The sequence below is a fragment of the Xenophilus sp. Marseille-Q4582 genome (assembly GCF_916700565.1).
GTDB lineage: Bacteria > Pseudomonadota > Gammaproteobacteria > Burkholderiales > Burkholderiaceae_C > Xenophilus.
The window spans coordinates 758,026-778,257 of sequence record NZ_CAKAKO010000002.1; the positions used below are offsets into that span (position 1 = coordinate 758,026).

Annotated in this window: 15 protein-coding genes and 2 pseudogenes; 6 read left to right on the top strand and 11 right to left on the bottom strand. The window is 65.9% G+C overall.

Annotated features, from left to right (window positions below):
* Positions 1 to 13: 13 nt before the first annotated feature.
* Complete coding sequence (gene istB, locus LG388_RS08675; RefSeq protein WP_225782451.1) at positions 14 to 829, bottom strand: IS21-like element helper ATPase IstB; 816 nt, start codon at positions 827 to 829, stop codon at positions 14 to 16.
* Positions 822 to 2,348, bottom strand: a pseudogene (gene istA, locus LG388_RS08680) (IS21 family transposase). Before istA ends, istB begins: the two are co-directional and overlap by 8 nt.
* Before the next feature lie 250 nt (positions 2,349 to 2,598).
* Between istA and LG388_RS26795 the strand changes: the two are divergent.
* Positions 2,599 to 2,709: pseudogene (locus LG388_RS26795) on the top strand (type VI secretion system tube protein Hcp); the annotation flags it as partial.
* A 172-nt stretch (positions 2,710 to 2,881) separates the two neighbouring features.
* Positions 2,882 to 4,537 carry an NAD(P)/FAD-dependent oxidoreductase gene (locus LG388_RS08685; RefSeq protein WP_225782452.1) on the top strand — a complete coding sequence of 552 codons (1,656 nt, stop codon included), beginning with the start codon at positions 2,882 to 2,884 and terminating at the stop codon, positions 4,535 to 4,537.
* Between the two features lie 174 nt (positions 4,538 to 4,711).
* On the opposite strand, the gene LG388_RS08690 is transcribed toward LG388_RS08685, so the two are convergent.
* The 3 genes from LG388_RS08690 to LG388_RS08700 all read right to left on the bottom strand — a co-directional run bounded on the left by LG388_RS08690 (position 4,712) and on the right by LG388_RS08700 (position 8,201).
* Positions 4,712 to 5,350, bottom strand: a complete 639-nt coding sequence (locus LG388_RS08690; RefSeq protein ID WP_225782453.1) for a MaoC family dehydratase N-terminal domain-containing protein — start codon at positions 5,348 to 5,350, stop codon at positions 4,712 to 4,714.
* Positions 5,347 to 6,831 carry a class I adenylate-forming enzyme family protein gene (locus LG388_RS08695; protein WP_003060885.1) on the bottom strand — a complete coding sequence of 495 codons (1,485 nt, stop codon included), beginning with the start codon at positions 6,829 to 6,831 and terminating at the stop codon, positions 5,347 to 5,349. Before LG388_RS08695 ends, LG388_RS08690 begins: the two co-directional genes overlap by 4 nt.
* 395 nt (positions 6,832 to 7,226) lie before the next feature.
* Positions 7,227 to 8,201, bottom strand: coding sequence for a tripartite tricarboxylate transporter substrate binding protein (locus tag LG388_RS08700; protein ID WP_225782454.1), 975 nt, complete (start codon positions 8,199 to 8,201; stop codon positions 7,227 to 7,229).
* 78 nt (positions 8,202 to 8,279) lie between these two features.
* Here LG388_RS08700 and LG388_RS08705 point away from each other — a divergent pair.
* Positions 8,280 to 9,046, top strand: a protein-coding gene (locus LG388_RS08705) for an IS5 family transposase (protein WP_225781940.1) whose coding sequence is annotated in 2 segments (ribosomal slippage) — positions 8,280 to 8,595 and positions 8,595 to 9,046 — 768 coding nt in all. Because the reading frame shifts where the segments join, the coding sequence is not laid out codon by codon here.
* Positions 9,047 to 9,075: 29 nt separating this feature from the next.
* Here the strand turns inward: LG388_RS08705 and LG388_RS08710 are convergent.
* Genes LG388_RS08710 through LG388_RS08730 form a run of 5 tightly spaced genes read right to left on the bottom strand, consistent with a single transcriptional unit; the run spans position 9,076 to position 16,926 of the window.
* A complete protein-coding gene (locus LG388_RS08710) occupies positions 9,076 to 11,289 on the bottom strand; it encodes an acyl-CoA dehydrogenase family protein (protein WP_225782455.1) in 2,214 nt (737 codons plus the stop codon).
* Complete coding sequence (locus LG388_RS08715; protein WP_225782436.1) at positions 11,286 to 12,077, bottom strand: enoyl-CoA hydratase-related protein; 792 nt, start codon at positions 12,075 to 12,077, stop codon at positions 11,286 to 11,288. The genes LG388_RS08710 and LG388_RS08715 overlap by 4 nt, the downstream gene beginning before the upstream one ends.
* A gap of 12 nt (positions 12,078 to 12,089) precedes the next feature.
* The gene (locus tag LG388_RS08720) at positions 12,090 to 14,213 is read right to left on the bottom strand and encodes an acetate--CoA ligase family protein (RefSeq protein ID WP_225782435.1); all 2,124 of its coding nucleotides are present in this window, start codon (positions 14,211 to 14,213) and stop codon (positions 12,090 to 12,092) included.
* Positions 14,214 to 14,218: 5 nt separating this feature from the next.
* Positions 14,219 to 15,793, bottom strand: a complete 1,575-nt coding sequence (locus LG388_RS08725) for an acetyl-CoA acetyltransferase (RefSeq protein ID WP_225782456.1) — start codon at positions 15,791 to 15,793, stop codon at positions 14,219 to 14,221.
* Between the two features lie 8 nt (positions 15,794 to 15,801).
* Positions 15,802 to 16,926, bottom strand: coding sequence for a nitronate monooxygenase (locus LG388_RS08730; protein ID WP_225782457.1), 1,125 nt, complete (start codon positions 16,924 to 16,926; stop codon positions 15,802 to 15,804).
* Between the two features lie 112 nt (positions 16,927 to 17,038).
* Between LG388_RS08730 and LG388_RS08735 the strand changes: the two genes are divergently transcribed.
* From LG388_RS08735 to LG388_RS08745, 3 genes are read left to right on the top strand one after another with little or no spacing between them, the layout of a single operon-like run.
* The gene (locus LG388_RS08735) at positions 17,039 to 17,518 is read left to right on the top strand and encodes a MarR family winged helix-turn-helix transcriptional regulator (protein ID WP_225782458.1); all 480 of its coding nucleotides are present in this window, start codon (positions 17,039 to 17,041) and stop codon (positions 17,516 to 17,518) included.
* A 9-nt stretch (positions 17,519 to 17,527) separates the two neighbouring features.
* Positions 17,528 to 18,319 (top strand): class II aldolase/adducin family protein, encoded by a 792-nt coding sequence (locus LG388_RS08740; protein ID WP_003060868.1) that lies wholly within the window; start codon positions 17,528 to 17,530, stop codon positions 18,317 to 18,319.
* 5 nt (positions 18,320 to 18,324) lie between these two features.
* The gene (locus tag LG388_RS08745; protein ID WP_003060866.1) at positions 18,325 to 19,305 is read left to right on the top strand and encodes a ketopantoate reductase family protein; all 981 of its coding nucleotides are present in this window, start codon (positions 18,325 to 18,327) and stop codon (positions 19,303 to 19,305) included.
* Between the two features lie 213 nt (positions 19,306 to 19,518).
* Here the strand turns inward: LG388_RS08745 and LG388_RS08750 are convergent, their stop codons facing one another.
* Positions 19,519 to 19,842 (bottom strand): alpha/beta hydrolase fold domain-containing protein, encoded by a 324-nt coding sequence (locus LG388_RS08750; RefSeq protein WP_225782762.1) that lies wholly within the window; start codon positions 19,840 to 19,842, stop codon positions 19,519 to 19,521.
* Between the last annotated feature and the right edge of the window lie 390 nt (positions 19,843 to 20,232).

Here is a 20,232-nt window from a genome sequence, read left to right on the forward strand (position 1 = left end):
ATGGATTCTTTGACTATTCGGTTGTGGATAAGTCTATCGGGTCTGCTGTTTTTCGATCTCCTTTCTGGCTCTTTGGGCGTTGCTTTGGGGGAGCCGCGCCAGCGGCACTGGAGTGCTTGAATCGCCAGCTCTCGTTGCCCGTCTCGACGATGTGGCAATGGTGCGTGAGCCGGTCAAGCAAGGCCGTGGTCATCTTGGCGTCTCCAAAGACGCTGCTCCACTCCGAGAAGGTGAGGTTGGTGGTGATCACCACGCTCGTTCGCTCATAGAGTTTGGAGAGCAGGTGGAACAGCATCGCGCCGCCCGACTGCGTGAATGGCAGGTAGCCCAGTTCATCCAGGATCACCAGATCGACGTACATCAGGCGGTGCGCCATTTGCCCGGCCTTGTTCTGCGCCTTCTCCAGCTCCAGGGCGTTGACCAGCTCCACCGTTGAGAAGAAGCGCACCCGCTTGCCATGCATGCGAATGGCCTCGATCCCCAGGCTCGTGGCCAGGTGGGTTTTACCCGTGCCGGGGCCACCAACCAGCACCACGTTGTGCGCCGACTCCACGAAGCGAAGGGTGTGCAACTGGCGCACCAGTGCTTCGTCGAGCTGCGCGTGGGCGAAGTCAAAGCCGGCGAGGTCACGGTGCGAAGGGAAGCGCGCCACGCGCATCTGGTAAGCCATGGAACGCACCTCACGCTGAGCGGTCTCGGCCTTGATGAGCTGGTGCAGCACGGCCTCATGATCCAGCGACTTCATGCGGGCGGTGCCCAGTACCTCCGGCCAGGCACTGGCCATGCCGTGCAGGCCCAGCGCTTTGAGGGCATCAATGACGTCATGCATGGTCGGACTCCGGTGATGCCTCATGAGGCTGGACGTTGCGCAGTGCGTCGTAGCGCTGCAGGTTGGCCAGTGGCGGCGTGTTGAGCTTGAGCATCGTGGCCACCGGTGGCTCGGGCACGCGCTGCTCCTTCAGACGCGAGAGCACGTTGAGCACGTGCTCGGCACTCACCCGCCCGGACTGCAGCGCCAGCTCTACCGCCACCACCACGGCCTCCAGTCCATGCAGGCTCACCCCCATGAGCACCTGCGCCATCACCCTGTCGCCACCGCTGTGGCGCAGCAACTGGCGCTGCATTTCCTGCAGTGGCTCGGGCATGGTCTTGAAGGGCGCGCCGTTGCGCAGCGCGCCGGGCTTTCGCTCGATGAGCGCGATGTAATGCATCCAGTCGTAGAGCGTCTGATCACGTTCGAAGCTGCGCGCCAGGCGCACCTGTCGCCCATCGGGCCCGACCACCAGCAGGCCATCCGCGTAGGCCCGCAGACTGACCACCGCATGAATCCATTCACACGGCACGCTGTAGCGGTTGCGCTGGAAGTGGATCAGTGCGGTCGCAGAGACCCGTACCGGCTGCTCCACGTAGCCATCAAACGCACGGGGGTTGGGCATGAGACGAGCACGTTCGTCCTGCCAGACATCGGCCACCGTGAGCTGAGTCCATTCCGGGTGACTCATCTCAGCCCAGGCCTTCACGCAGGCCTGCTGCAACCAGTCGTTGAGTTCACCAAGCGTCCCCCAGCGCCGCTCGCTGGCCTCACGCCAGATGTCCTTGCGCCGATCCTGAACGTTCTTCTCCACGACCCCCTTCTCCCAGCCGGCGGCCCGGTTGCAGAACTCCGGCTCGAACAGGTAGTGCCCGGTCATCGCCTCGAAGCGTGCATTGACGCTGCGCTGTTTGCCATGGCCGACCTTGTCCACAGCGGTCTTCATGTTGTCGTAGATGCCCCGCCGGGGCACGCCACCGAAGAGGGCGAACGCCCGTGCGTGCGCATCGAACAGCATCTCGTGCGCTTGGCTGTAGTACGCCACCAGGCAGAAGGCGCGACTGGCCGCCAGCTTGGTGTGTGCCACTTCCAGGCGGCGGCGCAGCCCGCCGATGCACAGGGACTCGCAGCTCCCGTCGAACTGTAACGCCTCGCCCAACTCGATGCTCACCGGCACGAACCCCGCACCACGCGCAGCGTTGCCTTCCTCTTGCTGCCAGCGCTGGGCAAAGGCCTAGACCGGCCCTCGGCTGCCGCTCTAGCCCTGCGCGCGCAGCGCCTCAAACATGGCCTTGATCCCGCGTCGATCGCGTTTGCTGCGATGGCTATCGGCCTTGAGCCATTGGCTCAACTGCTCCTTGTACGGATCCAGGATGCTGGGGCCCGACACCCGCTGCGGGTATCGGGGTTCGGCCATCTGCCCGTCTTTGAGCCACTTGGTGGCTGTGTTGCGCGAGATGCCCAGGCGCCGGCTGGCCTCGCGCACCGACACGTCCTGCCTCAGCACGAGGCGGCGTAACTTGCTCAATGTGCTCACGTTGATCACTCCTGCTCCCCCGTGCTGAAAAATTCAGCAGGATAGAGCGGCAACGTGGCTCAAATTTCAACGTGAATGCGTCCCGAAATGGCCCAGCTTTGGAAATGAATCAACACTGGCGGCGCTGATCGTGGGAAAACAGATCGTTTTTAATGGCGTTGCGAGACATGGCGGGTCCGTCAGATCACGTTGGTTTTGATAGGCTTTATTGTACCAACATTGAAGAGTTTTGAGGTTTTTCGAGGTGCCCAAAAGCATGGGACACATGGAAGACGTCTCCTTTACGTATGAAACCATCATCGAAACCTTCACACCGAACGGTATCGAAGCACAAGACTCCTGGAATACGCCCAAGTCGTAACCTTAATACCAAGGGCGTTATCAGGGAAAACACGTAGTTGACGCCCTCTCATACCTGCGTTAATCTAAATCGTCAGTTAACCGTACTATTTGTTGCAGTTATCAGTACTATTTAAGCAAATTATTATAGAAGTAACTGCCTGCCCGTCGCGGTAGGCAGAGGAGACTCTTAGATGCAGGAAAAACAGCAGGATCCCGCTGTCCGGCAGTTCGACGCCATTGTTGTCGGAGCCGGGTTCGGCGGCGTATACGCCGTCTATAAGTTCCGCCAAATGGGCATGTCGGTACGTGTCCTGGAAGCGGGCGACGGTGTTGGAGGAACGTGGTATCACAATCGCTATCCCGGCGCCCGATGCGATATTGAATCGCTTGATTATTCCTTTTCGTTCTCAAACGAGCTGCAACAGGAATGGAACTGGTCGGAACGCTACGCAAGCCAACCTGAAATCCTGGCGTATATCAACCATGTCGTGGACCGCTTCGACCTGGCAAAAGATATACAGTTGAATACCCGCGTCACTGGGGCCACATTCAACGAAGAGTCGAACCGCTGGCTTATTACAACCGAGCAAGGCGAAACGTTCTCAGCCAAGTATGCAGTGATGGCAACCGGTGTTTTATCGGTGCACCAGGTTCCCAATATGAAAGGCCTGGAAAGCTTTGAAAAGCAATGGTTCCATACAGGCGATTGGCCAAAAGAAGGTGTGGATGTCAGTGGAAAACGGGTAGGCGTCATTGGGACTGGCTCGTCTGCGACTCAGCTGATTCCCATTGTTGCGCAAGACGCGAAACATTTATATGTCTTCCAGCGCACACCCAACTACACCATGCCGGCGCAAAACCACCCCATGAAGCCGGATGTGGAAAAAGAATGGAAAGCCACCTACCCTGAGCGCCGCAAGTTTGCGCGCCAGTCGGGCTTCGGCCACAACCAGGTCAGCAACCACCAATCGGGTAAAGAGGTTAGCGACGAAGAACGCAGGGCCGAACTGGAACGGCGCTGGGACCTGGGGGGCCTTTACATGATGCGCGCCTTTAAGGATATTCTGACCGACCCCGAAGTGAATCATGAGGCGGCCGAGTTTGTGCGCGACAAAATCCGCAGTATTGTGAAAGATCCGGAAACGGCGGAGGCACTATGCCCCCCTGGAGAGCTTTACATCGGCACAAAACGTTTATGTTCAGGAACGCAATACTACGAAACGTTTAACCGCGACAACGTGTCGCTGGTTAATGTGCGCAAGAACGCCATCGACCGCATCACCCCGAAAGGCGTATTGCTGCAAGACGGCACTGAGTACGAACTGGATATGATTATTTTTGCCACCGGCTTCGACGCCATGACCGGCGCGATGAATCGTATCAATCCGGTGGGACGTAACGGCCGCCGGCTTAAAGACGAGTGGGCGGCGGGCCCGCGCACTTACCTGGGCATGACTGTGAACGGTTTTCCCAATATGTTCATCATCGCAGGCCCCGGCAGCCCGTCCGTGTTCAGCAATATGGTGACATCCATTGAACAACATGTGGAATGGGTAACCGATTGCGCAAAATATATGGAGGCCCATAATATCGCCACTATTGAAGCCTCTGTCGAGGCTCAGGACACATGGACGGAGCATGTAACTGAAGCCGCCAACCGAACACTTTACGCCCACTCAAAAGACACGTGGTTTTATGGTTCGAACACGCCCGGCAAACCCGTTGTGTTCATGCCTTATGTTGGCGGGGTTGGCAATTACTACCAACGTATTTTGAAAGTCGCGGAAGACGGCTACCAAGGTTACACACTCAGTCCGGCAACACAATCTTCCAACAAAGTAGCTTAGGCATCGTGCCATCGGGTTATCGCAACGATGGCGATAACCCGAAAATCCGACTCAGGAGGATACTGCATGGTCACCTGTTCCACAAGTTATTCCGGAGAGCCCGGATAGTGCACCGGCGCGAGCGGTTCGCCTGCCGTCACGTCGTCGAAGCGGCGCTGGGTCATGGTGTTCCTGTCATGCCGGACTCGACCCGGCATCGTGTGCGCTCGCGGGCCCACGACCCCGGGTCGAGCCCCGGGTGACAGGCTCGGCGCGCAGCACGTTGTAGCGGAAGAACGTCGTGCGCAGCAGCGCGACCCGCTCGCGGCGCTGGTTGATCACCTCGGTTTGCCAAGAGATGAAGGCGCCCTGTCCCACCCGCGTCTCTTTCGGTTTGCACGACAGCAGCAATGCGCCGCGCCTGCACAGCCGGTCGCCGACGACCACCGGCAGCAGGTAGTCCGCTTCCGCGTCGACGCCGAAGAAATGCGTGGTGGGCGGCTCCAGGCCGAAGCGCACGCCGCCGATGTGGCTGCGCGTGGGTTGCGCGTCCCGCGCCGCGTCGTCGAAGAGCGGCGAATCGCCGGGGTTCCACAGCAGGGGCATCGCGAAGCTCGCGATGGCGGTGCTCGGCACGACGATGTCCGCGTAGCCGTGCGCGCGCGCGAAGGCCGCGTCGGAATGCAGCTTCGAGTCGAGCTCGAGCGGCTCGATGTAGCGGCGCACCATGCTCGCTTCGATCGTCTCGCCCCACACCTCGGTGCGCCCCTCGCCGAAGTCGCGGCCGACGGCATCGACCATCGGCTGCCACGCGTGCGTCCAGTCGCCTTTCACTGCAGCAGCGCCTCCAGCTCGGAGCGCACGATCTTGCCGGTGGTGCTGCGCGGCATGTCTTCGTTGCGGATGAAGCGCACCTCGCGCGGCAGCTTGTAGTTCGCGATGCGGCCGCGGCACAGCGCGACGACTTCTTCCGCCGAGAGCGTTTCGTCGCGCACGGCGACGAATGCGACGGGCACTTCGCCCCACTTCGCGTCGCGCTTGCGCACCACGGCGGCGTCGGCGATGCGCGGGGACGCGAGCAGCAGCTGTTCGATCTCGGCAGGGTAGATGTTCTCGCCGCCGGACTTGATCAGGTATTTGCGTCGGTCGACGAACTGCAGCGTGCCATCGGGCTGGCGCGTGAACACGTCGCCCGTGTGGAACCATCCCCCAGCGAAGGCTTCGGCTGTCGCCTCAGGCATGCCCCAGTAGCCGGAAAAGAGCGTGGGGCTGCGCAGCAGCAGCTCGCCGGGCTCGCCCGGTGCGACATCCTGGCCCGCCTCGTCCACCAGTCGCACGCGGCACAGCGAACTCTGGTTCTTGGCGAGGTTCTCCGGGGCGACACCCACGGGAACACGCCCGCCGCTGCCCGGCGCGGGGCCGGCTTCGGTCGATCCGAAGGTGTTGCGAAACGGTGCGTTGAACAGCCGCGTGACGTCGACGATCTGCTGGCGCGGCACGAGGTCCGCCATGCAGCCCACCGAATCCGCCGGGTGCGGACGCGTGCCTCGGCGCGCGTATTCGTCCAGCACCTTGTCGATCATGCCGGGCATCAGCACGAACCAGCCGACGTTGTCCTCGCGCTCGCCAAGGTCGCAAAGCACGCCCACGTCGAGGCCGTCCATCACGATCACCTTGCCGCCGCCGATGAGGGTGACGAGCATGCTGTCGGCGGAGGCCATGTGGAACATCGGCGGCCAGGCGATGAAGGTCGCGCCCCGCCGCACGCCACGGTCCATGGTGTTGACCGCGCCGCGTGCAACGAGCGCGCGGTGGCTCACGAGCGCAGCCTTGGGTTTGCCGGTCGTGCCGCTGGTGTACAGGATGTAGAGGCCGTCCTCCGGCTCCACGACGTCGCCGTTCCCGCAGGGTGGGGTCGAAGCGAAGCGCACCCCACCGATGTCGCTTTCGAGCTCCTCGCCGATCATCGTGACCGCAACTTCGCCGAACAGCTTCACATGCTGCTCGTACCGTGGCGACACCAGCGCGATCCTCGGCGTGACGAGCGTGATGCAATGCGCGAGCTCCTCCGCCGTCTGCCGCCAGTTCATGCACGCGACGATCGCGCCGACCTTCGCGGCCGCCAGCAGGGTCAGCACGAACTCGCGCCGGTTCTCCGAGAGGATCGCCACGCGGTCGCCTCGCGCAACGCCTTGTACGCGCAGCCACGCGGACATGCGCGCGACCTGCTCGCCGAGCTGCGCATACGTCCAGTCCCCCTGTGGCGACTGGACCGCCACGGCCTGCGGCTTGAGCGCGACCTGGTCTTCGAACACATGCCGTTGGCGGCCGGCATCGGCTCGACCGCGACGGGCTGCCCCAGTGCAGCGGTCAGGCCCGTGCCGATCATGCGCGCGATCATGTCCGATGCGCCGCCGGCGGCGTTCGTCACGATGATGCGGATGGGGCGGCTCGGATAGCGGTCCTGCGCCCATGCGCCAGGAACGGCAGCCGCCGCGAAGGCGGCCAGGGCGTTGCGTCGATTCATCTGCATCGTCATTCCCCGAACTTGACGGTTGTCGTTTCCATGATGGTCTTGAGAAAGGTACGCACGTTCATAGGAGGCTTTCGTTACGTGTTTCCAGTGCCGCCGCGGATCCGGCTTTGCCGGTCCGCTGGGGGCGACCCCTTGAGGGGGTAGCGCCGCAGGCGCTTCGGGGGTGGGTCGACCTCACTCGAACTTGATCGGCACGGTTTCCATGATCTTCTTGATGTTGTTCGACTCGCGCGTGGTGATGCGGGTCACTTCATCGGGCCCGGCCACTGCAAGCGGCACGGAGGACGCGACGAACTTCTCGGCCATGCCCGGTGCCGACAGGCCCTTGCGCACGGTCTCGGTCAGCTTGGCGGCCACGTCGGCCGGCGTGCCGGGCGGCGCCCACAGCGCGAAGTTGATGTCCTGCACATAGCCCGGCACGAATTTGTTGAGCGGCACCGCGCCAGGCACCGCGGGGCTGGGCTGCGCGCTCGTCACGCCGATCACCTTGAGCTTGCCCTGCTTGATGAACTCCATCATCTGCACCGACGGCGCCTGGAAGATGACCTTGGTGTCGCCGGCCAGCACCGACTGCAGCGCGGGGCCGCTGCCGCGGAAAGGCACGTTCACGAGATTGAGCTTGGCCTGCTGCGCGAGCAGCGCGGTCGCCAACTCCGGCGTAGGGCCGGCGACGGCGATGTCCACGCCCTTGGCCTGCTGCTTCGCCCACGTGACGAAGCCCGGGAAGTCGTTGGCGGGAACGCTCTGGTGCACGAGCAGAACAATTGGCGTCATTGCGAGGTTGGCGATCGGCGTGAGGCCCTTGACCGGGTCGAAGCTCGCGTCCTTGGTCACCATCGGCGCCAGCACGACGGTGCCGATGGTCGTCACCAGCAGCGTATGGCCGTCAGGGGGTGCCTGCTTCACGGCCATGGTGCCGATGGAGCCGAAAGCGCCGGTCTTGTTTTCCACCACCACCGGCTGGCCGAGCAGCTCGCTCATCGACGTGGCAAGCGTGCGCACGATCACTTCACCCGTGCCGCCGGGCGCGTACGTGAAGACGATCTTGATCGGCTTCGTGGGGAAGCCTTGCGCGTGGGCGAGAGGCGCGAGGGGCGCGAGCGCCAGCAGCGATGCCGCCAGCAAGAGGGAACGTCGGAAGCCTTGCATGAGAGAGTCTCCAGGATGAGGATCTAGGGCGTGTTAACACTAATTTCCAGACTGGCAGTTTTCCAAGAAACTGCGAGTATGGAAATCACCCCTGAACAGTTCTCGCGCATTGAGCATTGCCTGCCTCTGCAGCGCGGCAATGTCAGCCTGACCAATTTGCAAGTGGTCAACGCCATGTTGTATGTTGCCGAGCACGGCTGCAAGTGGCGTGGATTGCCCAAGCGGTTTGGAAACTGGCACACCATCTACACGCGCATGCGCCGCTGGACCAAGGCTGGCGTGCTGGACAAGATGTTTGAAGAGCTACAGCGCGAGCAGGTCATTCGCATCAAGATTGAGGCAGTCTCGCTCGACAGCACCAGCATCAAAGTGCACCCCGATGGCGCTGGCGCTTTAAAAAAAACGGGCCGCAATCCATCGGCAAGTCTCGAGGCGGATGGAACACCAAGATTCATATGGTTGCCGCGGATGCTCGAACGGCCGTGACATTCTGTTTGTCACCAGGTCAGGCGCACGATGCGCCTGCAGGTCGACGCCTGATCGAAAGTCTGGGAAAGACCAGCAGACCCGTGCACTTGCTCATGGATCGCGCCTACGAGGGCAACGAGACGCGCCAACTGGCGCTGGACTTGGGTTTCATTCCCGTCGTTCCACCCTCAAGGAAGAGGCTGGATCCATGGGAGTACGACCGGGCTATGTACAAACGCCGCAACGAAGTGGAGCGTCTGTTCAGGCGGCTCAAGGGTTATCGACGCATCTTCTCCCGATTCGAGAAGCTCGACGTGATGTTCCTCGGCTTCCTCAGCTTTGTGCTGGTGGCCGATGGACTTCGCAGTTTGTGTTAACACGCCCTAGTTGGAATGAAACAGCCGGATCAACGAGGCAGGTCCAGCCCTCGCAGCGCGATCAGGGTGCGCTGGATCTCGTTGGTGCCGCCACCGATCGTGTAAAGCAGCGCATCGCGCACGCCGTACTCGAACACGCTGTCGCACAGCGCGCCTTGCGCGCCCTCGGCGAGCGTGGCGCCGGGGCCGAGCAGGTCGAACGCCGTCTCGGACAGGCGCTCCATCAGCTCGCTCGCGTACACCTTCAGCATGGCGGCCTGCCACAGCGGCACCTCGCCCTGCTCCACCACCTGCGCGGTGCGCACGGCGAGCAGGCGCGACGCCTCGATCTCCGCGCCCAGCCCGCCGATGCGGTCGAGCACCAGCGGGTCGCTGCGCAGCGAAGCGTCGGCCTTCACGTGCGCGAGCAGCTTGTCGAAGTAACCCCGCGCACGTGCGCCGATCGCGCCCACCGTCTCGCGCTCGAAGGCGAGTGCATCGGTGAGGAGCTCCCAGCCGCCGTTGCCCGGCCCGACGAGCGCGTCGGCGGGCAGCTTCACGTCATCGAAGAACACCACGTTCGCGCGGTGGCCGTTGAGGCCGCTCATGGGCTGGATCGTGATGCCGGGCGTGGCCAGCGGCACAAGGAAGACGCTGATGCCGCCGTGCCGCTGGTTGGCCGGGTCGGTGCGCGCGGCCAGCCACACGTATTGCGAGAACCCGGCGGTCGACGTGAATATCTTCTGACCGTTCACCACCCAGCCGCCGTCCTCGGTGCGCTTCGCGGATGTTCTGATGCCCGCGAGGTCGGAGCCGTGGTCCGGCTCGCTGTAGCCGAGGGCGATCGAGATGTCGCCGCGCGCGATGCCGGGCAGGAAGAACGCCTTCTGCGCGTCGCTGCCGTGGATGACGAGCGTCGGGCCGATCATGTTGGCCGAGGTGTTGTGGAAGGTGACGGGCGCCTCCGCGTAGGCCATCTCCTCCTCGAAGGCGAGATGTTCGAAGGCCGTGCGTCCCTGTCCGCCGTAGGCCTTGGGCCAGTTGACGCCGAGCCAGCCCTTGGCGCCCACCTTGCGGCTGAAGTCCTGACGCGCCTTGCGGTGATTCACCGGGAGCGCATACGTTTCGGGCGGATAGGCATGGTCCCAGTTGTGCGCCAGCCACTCGCGCACCTCGGCGCGGAAGGCATCGGCCGCCGGCGTGAGCGCCATGTCGGGGACGGCGCCGCGTTCGAGCAGCAGGGCCGCGACGTCGCGCCGGGCCTGCTGCACGCCACCGAGCCGCGTGAGGTCGCCGTGGATGCGGCGGAAGTGGCGCGGCAGCTCGTGCTCGTCCCAGAACGAAATGCCGCCGAAGCCGTGATGCAGTTCGCGCACCACGTCGCGCAGCAGCTGGCCCGCATTCGCGGCCGCGACGGCGGCGCTGTAGGCGCGCTCGTGCTGCGATGCACGGCCCGCCGCGACGAGCGCGAGCCGGCAGATCTCCACGCTGGTGAAGCAGTTCGCGAGCTTGTGCTGGATGGCCTGGTAGCTGCCGATCTTGTGGCCGAACTGCGAGCGCACCTTGGCGTAGTCGGTCAGCAGCTCCAGGCCATAGCCCGCCGAACCCGTGGCGCGTGCTGCAAGCAGCAGGCGCATCAGGGGCGTGAGCGTGCCGACGTCGAACGACGTGGTGACGCGCTGGAACGTGTCCACCCGCGTGAAGCGCAGCTGCGACAGGGGCGGCACGTTCAGGCCGGGCGTGGCATCGATCGCGAGCCCCGCGGCCTCGCGCGGCACGATCGCGATTTCGCCTTTGCCGGTCGCGACGAGAAAGTGCGTGGCGATGGCGCCGTGCTCGACGAAGGAGACGGTGCCATCGAGTGTGGCCCCATCCGTCACCCTGCCGCCGTGCGGATCGGCCGCCCACGCGACGATGGCCTCGCCCGACTGCACGCTTGCCAGCAGTTGCGCGGCCGCCTCGCCCTGCGCCTGGGCGAGCACCGCGTTCGCGAGCACCGCATCCGCCAGCGGCAGCGGGCAGGCCGCACGGCCGAGTTCCTGCATCAGCACGATGGACGCGGCAAGTCCCATCTCGTCCTGCGACGGCGCGAGCGCAGTCCAGCCCTGCAGCGCGGCCTTGCGCCACATGTCCTTCAGCGCGGCCGCGTCCTTCGCAGCGGCGACGGCGCGCGATGCGGGCCAGGCGTCCTGCAGCAGGCCGCGCGCCGAATCGCGCACGAGGACGAGGTCCTCGCTCTCCACCAGGGGAAGGGCCTCGCTCATGTGTTGGTCCAGTTCGGCTTGCGCTTCTCGGCGAAGGCGCGCGGGCCTTCGACGTAGTCGTTGCTGGTGCGCAGGCGCTTGGCCGCCGGGAACTCGCGCGCGTCCACCAGCTTGCGCTCGAAGTCCTCACCCAGCATGGTCTTGCGCGCGACTTCCTTGGTGGCGCGCAGCGCGAGCGGCGAGCACTCCAGCATCTGCGCGGCCCACTTGCGCGCCTCTTCCATCGCGCCGCCTGCCGGCGCCACCGCGGTGACGAAGCCGAGTTCGTAGCCCTCTTTCGCCGGCACGCGGCGCCCCGTGAGCAGGATGCCCATGGCGCGCGGCAGGCCGATGGCGCGCGGCAGGTACTGCACGCCCCCCGCGAGTGCCGACAGGCCCACGCGCGGCTCGGACAAGGCGAAGAACGCGTTCTCCGCCGCGATGACGAGGTCGCACGCCAGCGCGAGCTCGAAGCCACCGCCCATGGCGATGCCGTTCACCGCGGCGATGACGGGCTTGTCCAGGTCGAATCGCGTGGTCAGGCCGGCGAAGCCGCCCTTGGGAATCTGCCGCACGCCGCGCTTGGCGTGCATCTTCAGGTCGTTGCCGGTGCTGAACGCGCGGTCGCCCGCGCCGGTGATGATGCCGACCCACTGCTCGGGGTCCTCTGCGAACTCGTCCCACACCTGGTCGAGTTCGAGGTCCGCCTCGTAGTGCGTGGAGTTCATCACGTCGGGACGGTTGATCGTGACGATGGTGAGGTGTCCGTCTTTCTCGACGGTGCAGAACTCGCGTTGCGTGATGGCCATGGTGTGTCTCTTTCAGTGGTTGTAGGTGGCGAGGGCATCGAGTGCCTCGATGCGCGCGCCGTCGGCGAGCAGCGGGTTGACTTCCAGCGTGTCCAGCGTGGCGCCGAGCGCGAGCGCGGCGTCGCCGATGCGCGCCACGGCGTCGGCGAGCTTCGCGACATCGACCGGCGGCGCGCCGCGAAAGCCTTGCAGCAGCTTCGCGCCGCGCAGCTCGGACACCATCTGTTCCACGTCGGCTGGCGTCACGGGCAGGAGGCGCAGGCTCACGTCCTGCAGCGCCTCGATCCACACGCCGCCCAGTCCGAGCGCGATGACGGGGCCCCACTGGGCGTCGACGCGCACGCCCGTGAAGAGCTCGATGCCGCCCTTGCGCATGGGCGAAACGATCACGCCGTCGAGCCGTGCCTTCGGCATCGCGGAGGCGGCCGCGTCCATGATCCTGCGGAACGCCGCTTCGACCGCGTCGTCGCCCTGCAGGTTGAGCACGACGCCGCCGACCTCGGTCTTGTGCGCGATGTCCGGCGAGGCGATCTTGAGGACGACCGGGCCGTTCATGTCGCGCGCCGCGGCGACGGCCTGCTTCGCGTCGGTGGCGAGCACCTGGGGAACCACGGGGACGCCGAAGCGCTTGAGGTAGTCCACCGTTTCGCGCTCGGATTGCGGCAAGTCGGCGCCTGCCGTCGACGCCGCACCCGGCAAGGCGCGTGCCGCGCGCTCGCCCCCTGCACTGCGGGACATCCGGGACCAGTCCGCGGCGTAGCGCAACGCGCGCAACGCGATGTCCAGCCCGCAGGCGAGGTACGGAATCTGCGCCTTCTCCACTTCTTCGCGGCTCTTGTCCGACACCGCCTTCACCGTGTTGCTCACCACGAGGTAGCGCGCGCGTCCGTCCGGCTTGAACTGCCCGATGGCCTGCAGCGTTCCCACCGCAAACGGCGCCCAGTCGTTGTTGTTCGCCGTGGGCACGTCGGCCACGCAGACCAGCACGGAGACGGCCGGATCGCGCTGCATCGCATCCATGCAGCGGGTGAAGAGCGCCCAATCGTTGACGACTGCGCCCGTCAGGTCCAGCGGGTTGGCGGGTGTGGCCATCGGCGGAAGGATCTCGCGCAGCGCCGAGAGCGTTTCATTCGACAAGGCGGGCAGGCGCAGTGTTTCCAGCTGCGCATAGTCCGCGGCCAGCTCGCCCATGCCGCCCGAGGACGACAGCACCGCGACCCCGCCTTCGGCCAGCACGCCGGTTTTCTCGAGCAGCGCCGCGGTGAACACGAGCTCCTCGATGCTGCGCACGCGCACCAGCCCGAGCTGGCGGCACACGCCGTCGAACACGCTGTCGTCGCCCACGAGCGAGCCCGTGTGCGACTGCGCAGCCTGCGTCGCGATGTCGGAGCGGCCCACCTTGAGCACCACGATCGGCTTGGCCTTCGCGAGCGCGCGCTCGGCGGCGGCGCGGAACAGGCGCGTGTCACGCACCGTCTCCGCGAACACCGCGATCACCTTCGTGCTCTCGTCGTCCACGAGGTAGTCCACGCATTCGGCCAGGCCCAGCATTGCCTCGTTGCCGGTGGCGGCGACCACGTTCATGCCTACGCCGTGCTGGTGCGCGAAGTGCTTCATCACGGTGGCGACCGCGCCGCTTTGCGACACGATGCTGATGCCGCCCTTCAGGGGTGGCGTGCGCATGGCGCCCGTCCAGCACACCGCGCCGGTCGTGAAGTTGATGAAGCCCAGGCAGTTGGGCCCCAGCAGCGTGATGCCGAGTTCACGCGCCGTGGCGACCATGCGCTCCTGCATCGTGCGGCCTTCGCTGCCGGTTTCCGCGAAGCCGCCGGCGAGCACCACGGCGTGGCGGATGCCCGCGGCGCCCAGGTCGCGCAGTGCGTCCTCCATCGCGGGGTTGGGCACCATGAGCAGCGCGACGTCGACGCTCTCGCCGATGTCGACTGCCGTCTTGAACGACTGCTGCCCATGCACGACGCCGCCGCTGCGGTTGACGAGATGGACCTTCCCCTCGAAGCCCAGCAGCTTCAGGTTGTCGAAGGCCATCTTCGACCACGTGGAGCGGTCGGTCGCGCCCACGAGCGCGACGGACCGCGGGTTGAAGAGGCGTGCGAGGCCTGTGTCCGGTGCCGCCATCGCGTTTATCCGAAGCGCGGCGTGAACACGTTGCGGCCGTCCACCTGCGTCACGGTGCCGGGCAGCCCGATGCCTTCGACCTGCTCCAGCTTCGCGAGCGTTGCCGCATCGGCGGGCGTGTTCGCGACGAAGCGCTCGCCCGTAGCAGCCAGGCGCCCGAACAGCACGCCGCTTTCGGGACCGTTCTTGCCGTGCAGCACGGCATAGGTCTCGATGGTCGCGTCACCCTGCGGTGCCTCGGTGAAGCGCACCTTGGTCTGCGCGTCGATCTCGCGCTGGATGGCGTCGGAATCCGCGCGCATGAAGGGCTTGTTCGGCCGCTCGGTGGAAAACAGACCGACCGACTCCTTGGTGACGAGGCCGACGTTGGCCATGACGAGGCCATAGGCGCCGGGCTTCGCACGCACGCGCTGCACCATCTCGGCGATGGCGTGCGTCACGTAGTTGTTGCCCGGTCCGCCGAAGTACGGCAGGCCGCCCGTGACGGTGAGGCCGCGCTTGTCGTCGGGCGAGATGCCCAGCTCCTTGCAGGCGATCTGCACTACCGACGGGAAGCAGCTGTAGATGTCGAACACATCCACGTCGGCGATGGTCTTGCCCGCCTGCGCCAGAGCGGCGCGCGAGGTCAGGCGCATCGCGGGCGACTGGTCGAGGCGCTCGCGGTCGCTCACGAACCACGTGTCGTGCGCATGCGCTTCGCCGTGCAGGTACACGCGCTTGTCCTGCGGGATGCCGAGCTCGTCGGCACGCGCTTCGGACACCACGATGAACGCGGCCGACTGGTCGACGAAGACGTTGGCCGTCATGAGCTTGGTGTACGGGAAGCCCACGAAGGGGTTCTCCGCGTTCACCTCGGCGATCTGCTCGGCGCTGTACCCCTTGCGGCGCGTGGCGAGCGGGTTGTCCCTGGCCACGGCGGCGAAGCGTGCAAAGAGCTTGGCGCTGGCTTCGCGGTACTGGTCGACCGTCTGCCCCGCGGCGTGGCGCAGGGCCTGCCCGATGAGCGCGTACATTGCGATGGCCGAGCGCATGCCGTGCTTCTCTTCGGCCTTGGTGTACATGTCCTCAGGGCGTGTGGACCGGAACGATCTCACGCCCGTGAGCTGGTTGGGCGTGGTGGGGGCGTCCTCGCCCCACTGCAGCTGCAGACCAGCGCGCTTGGCCGCGAGCTCGGTGCGCAGCGCCTCGCCGCCCACGACCAGCGCCGCCTGCGACTCTCCCTGCGCGATGCGTTCGCACGCGCGCGCGAGCATCACCAGCGAATCGCCGCCTTGCGGGGGACACACGAGGTCCGTGGCGTTCGCCGCGCCCACGCGCTGCGCGATGGCCCACGGCGCATTCGCGAGCTTGCCGAAGGGCGATGCGAAACGCGGCAGCGTGTCGGCAAACAGGCGGATCACCGTGACGGAGTCCAGCCCGCGCAGCAGTGCGGCGCCCTGGTCCTGCGCGCCACTGTCCGCCGCGGCGAGCTTGACCGCGTCGTGCATCAGCTGCAGCGGCGAACGGCCCTCTTCGGGCTTCGAAGTGGTGTCGGTGACCTGGCCGGTGCCGACGATGACGGGGATGCGTGTCTTGTCCATCTGTGCTTTCAGAGGTTGATCAAGGGAGAGATGCGCTCGGCGGTGTCGATGTACTCCTGCATCAGGTCCTGCATGACCTGGCGCACGGAGGTCTCTTCCTTCATGTTCCCGACGACCTGCCCGGCGGGGAACGAGCACAGGTCGTCGCGATGCGCCTTCTCGATGCGGATGCGCGCGCCGAGGTACAGGATGTTCTGCAGCGGCGGCTTCAGGTGCCTGGGCGCACCGGGCTGTTCCCACGCTTCCGAGGCCTTGCTGCGGATCATGCGAACGGTCTTCCCCGTCATCCACTTGCGCTGCACGGCGTCTTCGGACTTCGCCTTGAAAAGCACCTCTTTTTCCATGGGCGTGAGCTCGCTCTCGCGCGTGCCCAGCCAGATCGTTCCGGTCCACACGCCCTGCGCGCCGAGCGCAAAGGCTGCCGCGATCTGCCTGCCGCGGCTGATGCCGCCGGCGGCGAGCACCGCGATGTCGGGGCCGGCGACATCGACCACCTGCGGCACGAGCACCATGGTGGCGATCTGCCCCGTGTGGCCGCCGGCTTCGGTGCCCTGCGCGACGATGATGTCCACGCCCACCGCGCGCTGCGCCTTCGCGTGCTCGGCCTTTCCGCACAGCGAGCCGACGAGGATGCCGCGGCCGTGCAGCTCGTCGACCAGTTCCTTCGGCGGCGCACCCAGGGCGCTGACCACCAGCTTGACCTGCGGGTGGCGCAGCGCCACGTCGATCAGCCTGCGCGCGCCCAGCGGCGTGGTGTTGCGCCCGCGCCCGATCAGCTCGCGGCGCGCTTCGGCCGCGTCGTCGGCGGACAGCGGGGGCACGCCTTCCGCATCCAGCAGCTTGTCGACGAACTGCCTCTGCTCGGCGGGGATGAGGTCGATCACCTCCTCGGTCGATGCTTCGGCCTCGCGGTCGTAGACGACGGGAATGAGCACGTCCACGCCGTAGGGCCGGCCGCCCACGTGCTCGTCGATCCACTTGAGTTCGCGCTCGAGCTGTTCGGGCGAGTGCGTGACCGCGCCCAGCACGCCGAAGCCGCCGGCCTTGGTGACCTCGACCACGACGTCGCGGCAGTGCGTGAAGGCGAAGATGGGCACCTCGCAGCCGAGGCGCTCGCAGATGGGAGTCTTCAATTCGTCTCCTGGCTCTCTATGGTTGGGAAGTTCTTTTGGTTGACCAAATATGTGTTGCATGGATCATATATTCATCGATCACAAATCGCAAGCCTGCCCGTACACTGCCCCCATGCCCATCACAAACGTCAAGAAGATGCGCAGGTCCCCGGGCTTCCTCCTGCGCTGCGCGAACCAGTTCGCCGTGGCGATCGTGGCGGAGCACTTCACGCCGCTGAACCTCACGTCGATCCAGTTCGCCGCCCTCGTGGCGATCAACGATTCGCCCGGCCTGGACGCCACGCGCCTGGCCGCGCTGATCGACTACGACCGCCCCACGATGACGGGCGTGATCGACCGGCTCCAGGCCAAGGGCCTCGTGATGCGCGAGGTCGACCCGAACGACCGGCGCGCCCGCCTGCTCTTCCTGACACCGGAAGGTTTGCGCGTGCTGGAAGCCGCCGACCGCGCCGCGCACGAAAGCCGCGACGTGCTGCTGGGCCCCCTGCCGCCCGAAGAACGCAGGCAGTTCATGCAGCTGCTGGAAAAGCTGGTGGAGCTGCACACGAGCCGGCATTCGCCGAGCGTGCAGGCCGAGCTCACAGGGAAGTAGGAGAACACATTGACGATCCGCCAACGCATTTCGGACGCCGAATGGCAGGCCCGCCTCGACCTTGCCGCGTGCTACCGCCTGGTCGCGCGCTACGGCATGGCGGACCTGATCTACAACCACATCACCGTGCGCGTGCCGGGTGAGGCGGGCCACATCCTCATCAACCCCTTCGGCTACCTGTACGAGGAGATCACGGCGTCGTGCCTCTACAAGATCGACCTGGCGGGCAACGTGGTCGACAAGCCCGGGGACGTGCCGTACGAGGTGAACCAGGCCGGCTACGTGATCCACAGCGCGATCCATTCCGCGCGGCACGACATTGCCTGCGTGCTGCACACGCACACGCGCGCGGGCATGGCGGTCGCGACGATGGAGTGCGGCCTGATGCCCGCGACGCAGGGGGCGTTGCGCTTCCATGACCGCATCGCGTATCACGCGTTCGAGGGGCCGGCGGTCGACGAGGCCGAGCGCGAACGCCTCGTCGCAGACCTGGGCGACAAGGACGTGATGATCCTGCGCAACCACGGCCTGCTCACCTGCGGGCGCAGCGTGGCCGAGACGTTCCTGCTCATGCAGCGGCTGGAGACGGCCTGCAAGGTGCAGGTGGACTTCCTCGCGGCGAACACGCCGCTGCACATGCCGAGCCCCGAGGCTGTTGCGAAGACCGCGCGCATTCTCGCGCCGCCCACGGTGACGGACCGCAAGGGCAGCGAGGCGAGCCTGGGCAACTGGAACGGCCAGCGCGAATGGTCGGCGCTGCTGCGCCAGCTGGATCGCGACGATCCGTCGTGGCGCGAGTGACCGCCATGCGTGCGATGCGCGTCTGCGTCTTCGGGGCCGGCGCCGTCGGGGGGAACATCGCCGTGATGCTCGCGCGCGCCGGCGCCGACGTGAGCGTGCTCGTGCGCGGCGCCACGCTGCAGGCGGTGCGGGCGCGCGGGCTCGAACTGCACACGCCAGACGGCGTGGTGCGTGCGAACGTGCGCGCGAGCGACGACCCGCGCGAACTGGGCGAGCAGGATGCGGTGCTGGTCACCGTCAAGCAGACCGCGCTCACCGCGTCCGCGCCGGCCATCACCGCATTGCTCGGCAGGGACACGCCGGCCGTGTTCCTGCAGAACGGCATCCCGTGGTGGTACTTCCACGGGCAGGGGAATGCGGACGAAGGCAAGCGGATTCCCGAGCTCGACCCGGGGGACGTGTTGTGGAACACAGTCGGACCGCAGCGCGCGGTCGGCGGCGTCACGTCGAGCCCGTGCACGGTGGTCGAACCTGGCGTGGTGAAGCTCGCGGGGAAGAACGGCACGATGGTGTTCGGCGAACCCGATGGCTCGATGTCGCCGCGCCTCATGGCGATCGCCGAGTTGTTCAAGGCGGCGGGGCTGCCAGCGGAGGCGACCCCGCGCATCCGCGATGCGATCTGGCAGAAGCTCGCGCTCAATCTCGGCTCGGGCCCGCTCGCGGTGCTCGCCCCCGTCTCGCTCGCGGCGCTCTATGCCGAAGAGGCGTGCGTGCAGGCACGGTTTCGCATCCAGGACGAGGTGGAAGCGATCGCCGCCGCCATGGGTTGCCCCGTCACGGTGAGCCGGTCCATCGAGGCCACGCGGAAATTGCCGCACGTGCCCAGCATCGGGCAGGACGTCGCAGCGGGCCGCAAGCCGGAGCTGGAAGCGATGTTCCGCGCGCCGCTGGCGATGGCGCGCGAAAAGGGCGTGGCAACGCCGACGCTGGACTTGCTGGTGGCGCTGTGCACGCTCAAGTTGCGGGCGGCGGGGATGTATCCGTGAGCTGGCGGTGGGGCGCGCGCTTCGCGCTTCGACCCCACCCTACCCGTGCCGGGGGGGTGGATTGCCCGGCCCGCGGGTGGGTCACCCGTGGCTCAAACGGGTGCGGCGCTGTCACCCCGGGCTTGACCCGGGGTCGTGGGCCTGCGGGCGCACACGATCCCGGGTCAAGCCCGGGATGACGCGTTCCGGGGGAGGCGGGATGACGCGTTCCGGTCAGCCAGTCGCCTTCGCGATCGCGGCCGCCATCCTGTCGAACGCCTTGCCCGCGCTGGGCGCGTAGTTGATCATCGACAGGAAGCCGTGCACGAGTCCCTCGCCGCGCACGACTTCGGTGGCAACGCCCGCATCGTTCAGGCGCTTGCCGTAGGCCTCGCCTTCATCGCGCAGCGGATCGCGCCCCGCACTCACGATGATCCCGGGCGGCACCTTCGACAGGTCCTTCGCGTGCATCGGCGAGGCGTTCGGGTCCGATCGCTTGCCCGCGTCCGGCTGGTAGTGCCCCCAGAAAATTTTCTGTTCATGCGAACGCTCTGAAATGAATGCGGACGCATGTCCCTGTGCGGGTGCAGGCCCGCAAGGGTTGTGGAAAAGATCAAGAACAAACCGACAGCAGTGCCGGGTTGAAGATCAGAAAGATGCTGTGCGACAGCTCGAACGGCGAAACGCAGTTGCGCAAATTTTAGCTGGCCTTGCAGTGGTTGTGCCCCAAAGCCGCCCACCATCGGGTGCTCACATGCAAACCCGGTTTGCTTATCTCCAGGGGCCAAGCCTGCACCGCCGAGTCGCTGCTCAAAATTTCAGCAATCCAATGAAGTCGCTGTGTTTTCGGGGCTTGGGGCTTGTTCCGGCCGACCTCGGGCGGGAGTTATCCACAGAAGATCCGGATAACTCGCGTTTGACGTTTACACCGTGCGCGAACAGGTGCGG